The sequence below is a fragment of the Mesorhizobium sp. M7A.F.Ca.CA.002.05.1.1 genome, from assembly GCF_003998335.1.
Taxonomy (GTDB): Bacteria; Pseudomonadota; Alphaproteobacteria; order Rhizobiales; family Rhizobiaceae; genus Mesorhizobium.
The window spans coordinates 1-9,472 of sequence record NZ_RZQI01000145.1; the positions used below are offsets into that span (position 1 = coordinate 1).

Sequence of the window (9,472 nt, forward strand, 5' to 3'; positions counted from 1 at the left end):
CGTTATGGCGGCGCAGGCCGAATACGGCCCGCACCTCCAGCAGCTGTTCACGCCGCTGATGACCGGTGTCGGTCCGGTCGAGGCCGGCGTCAGGCTGGGTGCTGAACTCTCCTGGCTGAAATCGCAAAAAGCACTGCCGGATCTCGTTGTTTCGCTCGGTTCAGCCGGCAGTCGGACGCTGCAGCAGACGGAAATCTACCAGGCGGTTTCGGTCAGCTACCGTGACATCGACGCTTCGCCGCTCGGCTTCGAGAAGGGCGCCACCCCCTTCCTCGACCTGCCGGTAACCGTGCCATTGCCCTTCAAGATACCGGACATCAAGCAGGCGACCCTGTCGACCGGCGGCGCGATCATCACTGGCGCGGCGTATGATGCTGTTAGCGCCGACATGGTCGACATGGAGACCTTCGCCTGCCTGCGCGCCTGCCAGCTGTTCGACATTCCGCTGATCGGTCTGCGCGGCATTTCCGACGGGGCGGCGGATCTCAGGCATGTCGGCGACTGGACCGAATATCTTGAAGTCATCGACGAGAAGCTGGCGGACGCCGTCATGCGGCTCGAACGGGCGATCGGCGACGGCGCCCTTCGGACGGAACCACCCCATGAAGATGCCGGACCAGCCTGAAAGTCGGGCTACGCAACCCATTGCGTCGACTCGTTTCTTTCTCTAAACGCTCGCCATGAAAACAGCCAATCATCCCGACACCGTCCTGATTGTCGATTTCGGCAGCCAGTTCACCCAGCTCATCGCTCGCCGCATCCGCGAGGCCGGTGTGTTTTCCGAGATCGTGCCGTTCCAGTCGGCCGAAGCGGCATTCAAGCGCATCAATCCGAAAGCCGTGATCCTGTCCGGCGGTCCGGCTTCGACCGGCGATATCGGCAGCCCGCGCGCGCCGCAGATCGTCTTCGACGCCGGCGTGCCGGTGCTCGGCATCTGCTATGGCCAGATGGCCATGTGCGTGCAGATGGGCGGCGTCGCCGAAAGCTCCGACCATCGCGAGTTCGGCCGCGCCTTCGTCGAGATTCAAAAAGACAGCCCGCTGTTCGAAGGCCTGTGGGCGCCCGGCCAGCGCCATCAGGTGTGGATGAGCCATGGCGACCGCGTCATCTCCTTGCCCAAGGGCTTCGAAGTGTTCGGCAAGTCAGAGGGCTCGCCCTTCGCCATCTTCGGCAACATCGAGCGCAAGATGTACGGCATCATGTTCCACCCCGAGGTGGTGCATACGCCCGACGGCGCCCGGCTGCTCAGGAATTTCGTCCACAACATCGCCGGCATCGAGGGCGACTGGACCATGCGCGCCTACCGCGAGCACGCGGTCGAGACGATCCGCAAGCAGGTTGGCAAGGGCAAGGTCATCTGCGCGCTGTCGGGCGGCGTCGATTCTTCCGTTGCGGCGCTGTTGATCCACGAAGCGGTTGGCGACCAGCTGACCTGCATCCTTGTCGACCACGGCCTGATGCGCAAGGACGAGGCCGCGGGCGTGGTGGCGATGTTCCGCGAGCATTACAATTTGCCGCTCATTCTGGTGAACGCGTCGGACCGTTTCATTGACGCCCTCGAGGGCGAGTCGGACCCGGAGAAAAAACGCAAGACCATCGGCCGGCTGTTCATCGAGGTGTTCGAGGAAGAGGCCAAGAAACTCGGCGGCGCCGAATTCCTGGCACAAGGCACGCTCTATCCCGACGTCATTGAAAGCGTCTCCTTCTCCGGCGGCCCGTCGGTGACGATCAAGTCGCACCACAATGTCGGCGGCCTGCCCGCACGCATGAACATGCAGCTGGTCGAGCCGCTGCGCGAACTGTTCAAGGACGAGGTGAGGGCGCTCGGCAAGGAGCTCGGCCTGCCCGAAAGCTTTATCGGCCGCCATCCATTCCCCGGCCCAGGCCTCGCCATCCGCTGCCCAGGCGGGATCACCCGCGAAAAGCTGGAGATCCTGCGCGAGGCCGATGCCATCTATCTCGACGAGATCCGCAAGGCCGGCCTCTACGACGCCATCTGGCAGGCCTTTGCCGTGCTGCTGCCGGTGCAGACGGTCGGCGTGATGGGCGACGGCCGCACCTACGAGTTCGTCTGCGCGCTGCGTGCCGTCACCTCGGTCGACGGCATGACGGCGGATTTCTACCACTACGACATGGCCTTCCTCGGCGCCGCCGCCACCCGCATCATCAACGAAGTCCGCGGCATCAACCGTGTCGTCTACGACGTGACGTCGAAGCCGCCGGGAACAATCGAGTGGGAATGATTCAGGCCTACTCAAACGCCGCCGAGAATACGCCAATCTGCGATGTAACATACTGAAAACGAAAATAAATCCTTTCAGAGACAATCAGCGACAATCGGCACGCAGAGATTGGCTTTGACGGGCCGCCTGACGGACCTTCCGCATATTGCCCCCCCGAGTTTTTCTAAGTACCGTCAGAGCCAATGAGGCTTGTGACGGTACTTTTTTGTGCCTTAAGGCATTGAAGAAAAAAGGAACTTTCTGTCACGAAGCTTCGAAATTGTACTGACGGTACTTTTTAGGAGGCAATGGGTATGCTGACGGACGCCGCCCTTAAGGCACTGAAACCAAAAGAAAAAGCCTACAAGATTGCTGACCGTGACGGCATGTACATTCGCGTCATGCCCAGTGGCACGATCTCGTTTCGGCTGGATTACAGGCTGAATGGACGCCGTGAGACGGTCTATCTAGGCAGATATGGCAGAGATGGAATCTCGCTCGCGTTGGCACGAGAGAAGTGCCTTGATGCCAAGCGCGCCGTCAGCGAGGGACGTTCGCCGGCGATCGAGAAACAGCGCGACAAGCGCCGCCTGAAAGAGGCAAAGAGTTTCGGCGAATTCGGCGAGAAGTGGCTCGCGGCCGCGCCGATGGCCGACAGCACGCGCGCCATGCGACGCGCCATCTTCGAACGGGAGCTTCTTCCGGTCTGGCGCAATCGCTTGCTGACGGAGATCACGCCCGATGACCTGCGGGCCCATTGTGGCGCGATCGTTGAACGCGGTGCTCCGGCGACCGCCATCCACGTTCGAGACATACTGAAGCAAATCTACGGCTTCGCGATCTTGCATGGTGAGAAGGTCGCCAATCCGGCCGAAGAGGTTGGACCGGCATCGATCGCCACCTTTGTTCCAAAGGATCGCTCGCTTTCGCCCGCGGAAATTCGAGTGATGCTGAAGCAGCTGGAGCATATCGCTACACTCCCCACGATCCGTTTGGGAATGCGGCTTTACCTGCTCACTATGGTGCGCAAGAGCGAGCTGCAGGACGCGGTATGGGACGAGGTCGATTTCGAAAATGCGGTCTGGACGATCCCGAAGGAACGCATGAAGCGCTCGAAGGCGCACAATGTATACCTGTCACGCCAGGCGCTCGACATTATGATCGCCCTAAAGACCTGCGCGGGAAATTCCAGATACTTGCTGCCGTCGCGGTACGACGCAGATGCTCCTATGTCGCGCGCCACCTTTAACCGGGTCACGTACGCCGTCATCGAACGCGCGAAGTCCGAGGGGCTGCCTCTGGAGCCGTTTACGGTTCATGACCTGCGGCGCACGGGCTCGACGCTGTTGAATGAACTTGGTTTCAACAGTGATTGGATTGAAAAGTGCCTGGCGCATGAGGACGGGCGCTCGTCGCGCGGTGTCTACAACAAGGCCGAGTATGAGGTGCAGCGTCGGCATATGATGCAGGAGTGGTCGGACATTTTGGACGCCTGGGTCCAAGGCAAGAAGTATGTGCCAACGCTCATCCCGCCGTCGATGCCGATCTTGCAGGCCGACCCGGCGTTTTGACTGGAGCCCCGGTGTTGCCTTCACGCGACGCGTCTTGACAATTGATCAACGTTTCCGCTGCCAGAGTTGGTGCAATCGCCACATCGCCTTGCTTGTCCGAGCGCCGTCCGGACCACCAGCTACGGGCTTGGGCAGATTTTCTCGACCTTGCCCGAACAGACGGACTTCAGTTTCACCAGACTTGGAAAGTAGTCTGCCAACGGGGCAAATTCTTTTGCAAAGCAGCCGTTGGCGTCGGGCCAAAACCATGGTCCCCCCTTCGGTTCGGGAGGCCAGTGCCCGGGAGGCATGGTCCTGTTAGCGGCCATCTCGATGATGCTGCTGCAGAACTTGTGGTTCGTCGTCACTTGGGGCAGGCCGTGGCACCTGAAACACCCACCTGCGTCTGGGGGAACGATCGGGCCAAAATTAGACCAAGGCTCGGGTTCGTCCCCAAGACCGACAAACTCAAACGTTTGCGACTTCGGCACGTCCTCCGCGTACATTGACTTGATGGTCTGACTAAGCATCGTCTTCGGGTGCACAATGAACGGGTTATTGCCGAGGCGGCAGACGTTGCAACGATCTTCACCGTCTTTGGGATGCACCAGTTCACCGAAATCCCGCGTCTTGAAATCATCCCAGGTGATGCGGCTCGTGCCGGAACCTTCGTAGACAATGTTGTCGAATAAACACGCCTTCTTTTGCAGCTTGTCTGCACAGATCGTGCCGACATATTGCACAGGCCAACCGGGTTTGCGCCTGACGAGCGCTACGCAGAAACCGCCGGAGATATCATCCCTATAGGTCCACACCTCGGCGTCAGTCCAATCTGAAGGGAAGAAATACCTATGTGTTTCGGAACCGAGGTCCTCCCTATGGACCCAGCGCTTGTCCGCCGCGAATGAGCCGGGCACGGGTACTCCCGCATCGCGACACGCCTTCAGGTATGCTGGAACGTCGTCGCGGAATTTCGCCTCGCCCACTGCGGGCCAGCCACTCTCCGTGAGCGCGGGGCCGGCACCTTGTCGCTCGATGATGTCTTTGGCCTTTTGCCATTTGCTGACGAGCCGGCGAGCAACATCTCGCTGCTGTATGGCAGCATCGGTGTTCGCCAGAGCCGCTGCAAGTTCGATCTGCACAAAGCTTCTTTCTGCCTGCTGCGCCCGCGAAACGACTGGTCCCTTGAGCGTATCGATCATCTGCCTGTATCGGTCAGACGCTTCTTCAACGAGCAGCCCTTCGACGCAACCGCGAGCGCGTTCCAGCAGCTCCCCGCGATTCTTGTCGGTGACGTTGACCTCTACTCCTGAGGGCACTTCGAAAATGCCGCCATACGCGGCGACGAGATCACATGACATGGCCAACGAAGAGAGGCTTCCTGATCCTTCATCGGCCGCCATCAATAGGGTCGAGACGTAAGCGACGATCAGCAACGCCCCAGAGGCTGCGACGGTTCTCCAACGCATCAGCATTCAGTTCCTGACAAGCTTGAGCAACCGGGCCGAAACGGTGTGTGAAGGAAAGTCCCTGTAGCGATATTGCATGAAGATGTTTCGCCGAGCCTGTCGATCAGCAAAAGGGCATCGCGGGTTTTCACTGCGGGTCCGCTTGCGGCGATCCAGCGAAGCGCGGCCTCCTGAAGCCCTTTATGCATGCCTGCTTCGTCCAATACCTGTTTCCAGGTCCGCGACTTGAAATGGGTCTTGCCGGCTACAGCCATGACGGCGGGCGAGCGAGCCGTCCAGAATGTCCGCCGCAACCATTCGCTGCAGAACGTCGGCCACATCGACGAGCGGAACCGTCAGCGGCAGATAGCCAATCTCTGCCGGACCATGAATCATGGCGACATCGGCATCGGCACTGCGGCGTCCTGTGAGATAATCCTCGAAGACTTTCCGATGCCGATCATCCCGAACTGCCAGCATTCAGCTGCTCTGAGGGCACCCATGCTCGCCGCACCGAGTAGGCGGCAGCCGGCGTCAAGCGCGAACAGAATTTCCTTGTGCCATACTGCAGGTCCCGATTCGAATAGGCCGTCGATCAACCCGATGACCTTGCGCCCCTCGAGCACCGCGCGCATGACATCGCCGCACCGGGCCGGTGGCGCAATGTCAAACGCCTGCCCACCTTGCACACCAGCGAGCGCGATACAGGCTTGGACCGACGAAGATCAGAGGCCTTATGCGAGGCTCCATTGCCGCAGTAGCTTGCGGGCAGCTCGTCCGGACTGTGCATAGGATTCGGGTTGGTGCGTGCTGACCAGGTCGTCGGCAAGCACGCGTACCGCTTCGATCCCGAATCTGCCGCCGCCGAGCGGGAAAACATAGATGTCGCGGACGCCCTCCGTCACGCTGCCGACGGTATCTTGCAAACTCAGATCCTGGCGTTGGTTCAGGAGGCCACCTTGCGGCAGAAGCCGGTAGCTGCCGAACAAGCACGATCCAAGGTCGGGATTGTAGGTGAGATAATAGGAGCAATGGACATTGTCGAGTGGACGCGATGGATCCCATATATCCTTCGTTCCTAGGACATAATCATTCCTCGTGCGCAGGACGGTGGCGGATTGTCCGGCCTCGAGATCGTCCAGTTGAACAAGCCTCCTGTTTCAGTCTTAGTATCGGCGCTAACCATCCAGATCGCGCTATGCCGTTCTTGCCGCGTGATCCAGGCCTTTGACAGGACGGGCTCGGCGTTGTTTCACGTCGGGATTTGGTGCGCGGAGGATAGGTTTCGAGCGGCGGGCCGAAAGCCATGCCTGAACCTCGCCGAGGTCCCAAACCACGCATCGGGCGGTCAACGCGAAGCGTCGCGGAAATTCGCCCCGCTGTTCCATTTCGTAGATCGTGCTGTCTGCAAGGGGCACCATTTCACGCAATTGGTGTCTCCGGATTGTACGCTTCAGTACCTCTTCATTCGATCGACCCATTTCGCACTCCTCAGCATGGGCCCAAATTCAAGGCGAAGGTGTTCGATAATGAAAGAGCGTCCTGTCCCGCGTCGCATCATCGGCGGTTTTGACCTGCAAAAGGGACAAGTCACGCGTTGTGGTGGTCAACTTTTCGCAAATGGCTTCTGCCGCCACGACACTCGCGCCAACCCGCATCTGCAATCTCGGATCGATCTCCAGCGTGCGCAGGAAGGCGATTCGTTCTGTCAGCCCGGACTAGGTTCGACGCACCAGGTGCTTCCGGCGCCGAGCGCAGCCAATGAAAGCGGGTTTGGCCGATTCGACGGATCAACCTCCAACAGCCTGTCCATTGAGGCAAGCCGATCCAGCGAGATACCCGCAATGATCGCGTTCTCTGCCCGTCGGCGGGCAATCCGTATGCAGACCTGGTTTCTGATCGGCAATGATGTCGCCGAACTCATGACCGTTCTTTGGCAAGCGGCCTCGGCCGCACGATGCTCAAATCAAATTTGGTTGGCAGGTCAGGTCCCGTATTGTTGACGGCGGAGGTGGGCATTCGATGGGCGGGCGGGATGATGACCATCCGGACGTGTCGTTCAGGCCAGAGCGGCTTCCCGAAAATCAGAAAAAAGACAGCTATCAGGATGATGACCAATCCCGCTGCAAACGCGTTCGCGATGATCTCACCAGGATGCATGCGCTCTCCATGAATGAGTACCCGCCACGCCAAGCGAGCCGTGGCGGGTAATCAACCAACCGACGATGAAGACAATGATCGACGGTCACATTTCCAAATGTGGAAAAGGCTCCGTTGTTTCATGGGTCAGACCTTTGCGCTTCCATGTTGGGCTTTAGTCGGATCCGAGCAAGAAGGTGGTAGCAGTGCCAGCGCGAAGGCCCGTCACTGACCAGCAATGACGGGACCTGCCCCGTCGGGACACTTGGCCCGGGGTCGCAAGCGAAGCTACGAACGATCTTAAGAGGCATTCCCACTGACACCGTCAGCAATCCCCCCGACATGAGGATGATGCCTGCTTGCCGCTGGTTCTCCAGAAGGGTCTTGGCAAGTGCCTCAACTCTGGGGCGCGCGCCCTGATAACCGGGCACGCCGTTCGACGGCACCTACTTGCTACCCGTGCGGCCATTTCAATCGAGGATGCCGGCCGTTCGCAAATTCGCGAGGAGTCTGGCAGGGGCATCATTGCAGCTGATAGAAGACTGCTCGGCCATGCTCAGCGAGCACCAGGCCGCTATTTCGGCAACCAAGGCCTCGCCTCCGTCAATGGACGCCGAAACAAGGTGTCCGTCGTTGCCCATGGCAATTGCAACAGTGCCGTCCGCGCCATATCCGATCGCCGCAATTCTTTGAAATCGCCGGTCGCCGTCGACACGGACGTCGAACAGCACCGAGCCGGCGGTCTTTTCCGCCGCGTCTTCCACGCGATCGGAAAACGGGCGATTCATACTGCCTAGATTTGACAGCGACTGTTCAAACAAGACGAGTTCCACGTACTGCGCATTCATGAAGCGACTATGAGCGCGCGGGAGCAGCCGGCAATCCTGCCGTCGCCATTTCACACAGGAAACCTAAGTTGGGAGGGCAATCGGATTTGACACAGGGCATGTCCTCACCCGAGTTCGTGTCTCCCGAACGTCGCTCCTTGAGTTGAAGGTTGCAACGGCATCGTCGAGGGCCGTGACTATGCCGATGTTCGTCCCTGATTTTCCGTGCCGCACCCGATGAACTATCTCGGATAGCTGGGCGCGATCGGTCGATACGCCAAGCCATTCGCGGGCGTTGCACCGGCCGGCCCCCGGGGTGGCACTCCCAGTGAGGAGGACCCAACCGCCCTCCGCACGAGCGGCAGAAGCGGCCGCTGGTCGAAGATTTCACCAAGAGTTTTGCTGGAGCCTTGCTTTCGCATCGTCAACAAGGACGAAGGCGAGCGCCAAAGTGCAGCCTTTCGGAACTTGGTGGCAGAGACCGGAAGCTTTTATGTAGCTTCGAAGTCTAAATTTAAGCAGTTCGTTCTAGGTTGACCGGTGGGCTTGTTGTCAAGGAAACGCAATTGGGTGGATCGGGCAGAGCAATTTTCAATTTCGAAGGCGCAAGAAAGGCAGTTTTTTCAACGGCCAACTTGCCGGCGGCAATTGCGGTCGCCGTGCTTGTGATTTGCGCGATTCTTGCCGACTTGCAGAACACGAAAGTCTCCGATCAGCTCGCGCGCGCCGAAGTCCAAGCCAAGGTCAATATCATCCGGGCCAAGCTCGAAGGCAATGTAAACGGTAACCTCCAACTCGTTCAGGGCCTGGTCTCGACTGTGGTTACGGAGCCGTATATGGGGCAGCAGAGATTTGCCTCCCTTGCCAGCAACCTGTTCCAACAGAAATCGCAGCTGCGCAACATCGCCGGTGCTCCCGATCTCGTCATCTCACTGATGTATCCCATGGAAGGCAACCAGAAGGCGATCGGGCTCGATTACCGAAAGAGCGAGGCGCAACGAACGGCCGCGCTTCGCGCGCGCGACCTTGGCATTCTTGTGCTGGCAGGTCCCGTCGATCTGGCCCAGGGAGGGCGGGGCTTTGTCGGCCGCATTCCCGTCTTTGTGCCGACGGCGGGCGGCGGCAGCCGCTTCTGGGGCATCATCTCGGCCGTCATCGATGTCCACCAGCTCTACGCGGCAAGTGGCCTGAATGACCCCGGGCTAGACATCGACGTCGCGCTGACGGGGACCGACGGGCTGGGCGGGGGCGGCAAACGTTTCTTCGGGGGAGACACTGTCCTCGCC

At 59.7% G+C, this 9,472-nt stretch carries 9 protein-coding genes and 2 pseudogenes; 4 read left to right on the top strand and 7 right to left on the bottom strand.

All coding sequences use genetic code 11. The features are described from left to right. From EN939_RS10165 to EN939_RS10175, 3 genes are all read left to right on the top strand, one after another. On the top strand, window positions 1-625 hold a 625-nt coding region (locus EN939_RS10165; RefSeq protein WP_127267908.1), incomplete at its 5' end, for a 5'-methylthioadenosine/S-adenosylhomocysteine nucleosidase. Window positions 626-680: 55 nt separating this feature from the next. Then, a complete protein-coding gene (gene guaA, locus EN939_RS10170) occupies window positions 681-2,243 on the top strand; it encodes a glutamine-hydrolyzing GMP synthase (RefSeq protein WP_127267909.1) in 1,563 nt (520 codons plus the stop codon). Window positions 2,244-2,536: 293 nt separating this feature from the next. Continuing rightward, window positions 2,537-3,793: a tyrosine-type recombinase/integrase gene (locus EN939_RS10175; RefSeq protein ID WP_127267910.1), complete on the top strand. Its 1,257-nt coding sequence runs from the start codon at window positions 2,537-2,539 to the stop codon at window positions 3,791-3,793. A gap of 119 nt (window positions 3,794-3,912) precedes the next feature. Here EN939_RS10175 and EN939_RS10180 read toward each other — a convergent pair whose 3' ends face one another. From EN939_RS10180 to EN939_RS10215, 7 genes and pseudogenes are all read right to left on the bottom strand, one after another. Further along, window positions 3,913-5,247 (bottom strand): hypothetical protein, encoded by a 1,335-nt coding sequence (locus EN939_RS10180; protein ID WP_127267911.1) that lies wholly within the window; start codon window positions 5,245-5,247, stop codon window positions 3,913-3,915. A gap of 174 nt (window positions 5,248-5,421) precedes the next feature. Beyond that, window positions 5,422-5,855, bottom strand: a pseudogene (locus EN939_RS40035) (TfuA-like protein). Between the two features lie 99 nt (window positions 5,856-5,954). After that, entirely contained in the window at window positions 5,955-6,209 is a 255-nt protein-coding gene (locus EN939_RS10195; RefSeq protein ID WP_127267914.1) for a hypothetical protein, read from the bottom strand. A 207-nt stretch (window positions 6,210-6,416) separates the two neighbouring features. Further along, window positions 6,417-6,701 (bottom strand): helix-turn-helix transcriptional regulator, encoded by a 285-nt coding sequence (locus tag EN939_RS10200; RefSeq protein WP_127267915.1) that lies wholly within the window; start codon window positions 6,699-6,701, stop codon window positions 6,417-6,419. A 162-nt stretch (window positions 6,702-6,863) separates the two neighbouring features. Continuing rightward, window positions 6,864-7,096: pseudogene (locus EN939_RS38990) on the bottom strand (hypothetical protein); the annotation flags it as partial. Between the two features lie 44 nt (window positions 7,097-7,140). Next, on the bottom strand, window positions 7,141-7,380 hold the full coding sequence (locus EN939_RS38995; RefSeq protein WP_127267916.1) for a hypothetical protein: 240 nt from the start codon (window positions 7,378-7,380) through the stop codon (window positions 7,141-7,143). Between the two features lie 449 nt (window positions 7,381-7,829). After that, entirely contained in the window at window positions 7,830-8,180 is a 351-nt protein-coding gene (locus EN939_RS10215) for a hypothetical protein (RefSeq protein WP_236383564.1), read from the bottom strand. A 653-nt stretch (window positions 8,181-8,833) separates the two neighbouring features. Between EN939_RS10215 and EN939_RS10225 the strand changes: the two genes are divergently transcribed. After that, the coding region (locus EN939_RS10225; protein ID WP_245473073.1) for a CHASE domain-containing protein at window positions 8,834-9,472 on the top strand (639 nt) is incomplete at its 3' end.

Coding starts and splice junctions, on each gene's coding strand:
- EN939_RS10200 (WP_127267915.1), bottom strand. CDS start 6,701: ATGGGTCGATCGAATGAAGAGGTACTGAAGCGTACAATCCGGAGACAC.
- EN939_RS38995 (WP_127267916.1), bottom strand. CDS start 7,380: ATGCATCCTGGTGAGATCATCGCGAACGCGTTTGCAGCGGGATTGGTC.
- EN939_RS10175 (WP_127267910.1), top strand. CDS start 2,537: ATGCTGACGGACGCCGCCCTTAAGGCACTGAAACCAAAAGAAAAAGCC.
- EN939_RS10180 (WP_127267911.1), bottom strand. CDS start 5,247: ATGCTGATGCGTTGGAGAACCGTCGCAGCCTCTGGGGCGTTGCTGATC.
- guaA (WP_127267909.1), top strand. CDS start 681: ATGAAAACAGCCAATCATCCCGACACCGTCCTGATTGTCGATTTCGGC.